Annotated in this window: 1 protein-coding gene; it reads left to right on the top strand. The window is 60.4% G+C overall.

Annotation, left to right across the window (positions count from 1 at the left end; translation table 11 throughout):
• Window positions 1–254: 254 nt before the first annotated feature.
• A complete protein-coding gene (locus tag E5W70_RS29945; RefSeq protein WP_292664894.1) occupies window positions 255–575 on the top strand; it encodes a nuclear transport factor 2 family protein in 321 nt (106 codons plus the stop codon).
• The last annotated feature ends 241 nt before the right edge of the window (window positions 576–816 follow it).

The raw sequence follows: 816 nt of genomic DNA, 5'->3' as shown, positions 1-816 counted from the left end.
ATCATAACCAGCGCCGGCCGCACCGGCTACGGCTCCCGCGTCCTGGAGGCAGCGTTCCGCCACACCCTGAAGGGCAGCTCGCTGCTTACACTGCATCCTGATGGAGCTGAATTTTCGGCTGAGTTCCAGCTCTAATACCCCGCGGACATGTTGAGGCTGCGAGGACTGCCGCCAACCCCATATCCACATGATGGTGTCAGGCCGCGGTTCTGCATGCTTGCATAGCGACCGGTCTGGATCGAAGGGGTTCTCCCATGGCCCGAAACGACCGCTGCCCAGGGTTCCGCAGTCATTCCTCCCATCGCCCCCGGCGTCTCGAATGGGTCGCATCAAGTCATAGCGCGAACGGCAGGTTTGTAGATGCGCAGCTCATGATCGACGGCGACCTTGCAGTGGCCTTCGGGCTGTCGCGCATGAGTGGCATTAAGACCGATGGCACAAAGGTTGACTCCTGGAGCCGGCGAACCATCGCGCTAAGGCGCATCGGCGGTTCTTGGAAAATCATCCACGAACATGCCAGCTTCCCTATGGCAATGGACGGAAGTGGGCGCGCTGTGACGGATCTCTTGCCGTAGTTCCGGAACGCCTAAGGTCCTCTCAGGGATGTCGGCTTTCACGCGGCAACGGTTCGTAGGTGAACGGTCGATTTGGCGGCGCGTTGCTGAAAGTCAGCCTTGGCGCCCGAAGCGGATTGGCAGGTTCGGACCTCAGACCTTCGAAAGCGGACTTCAGTTGGGCGAGCATCGCCGTGAACTCACCTGACGCGAGCTTCGCTCGGGCTATGGAAAGTCAGTACTTAGCCGGACGGTGCAGCAA

The sequence above is a fragment of the Mesorhizobium sp. genome (assembly GCF_005063415.1).
Classification (GTDB): Bacteria; Pseudomonadota; Alphaproteobacteria; order Rhizobiales; family Rhizobiaceae; genus Mesorhizobium.
The sequence above is the reverse complement of the archived record's forward strand: the minus strand, read 5'-3'. Positions and strand labels throughout refer to the sequence as shown.

Excerpts from the sequence above, each read along its gene's own strand:
- E5W70_RS29945 (WP_292664894.1), top strand. The coding sequence starts at position 255 with ATGGCCCGAAACGACCGCTGCCCAGGGTTCCGCAGTCATTCCTCCCAT.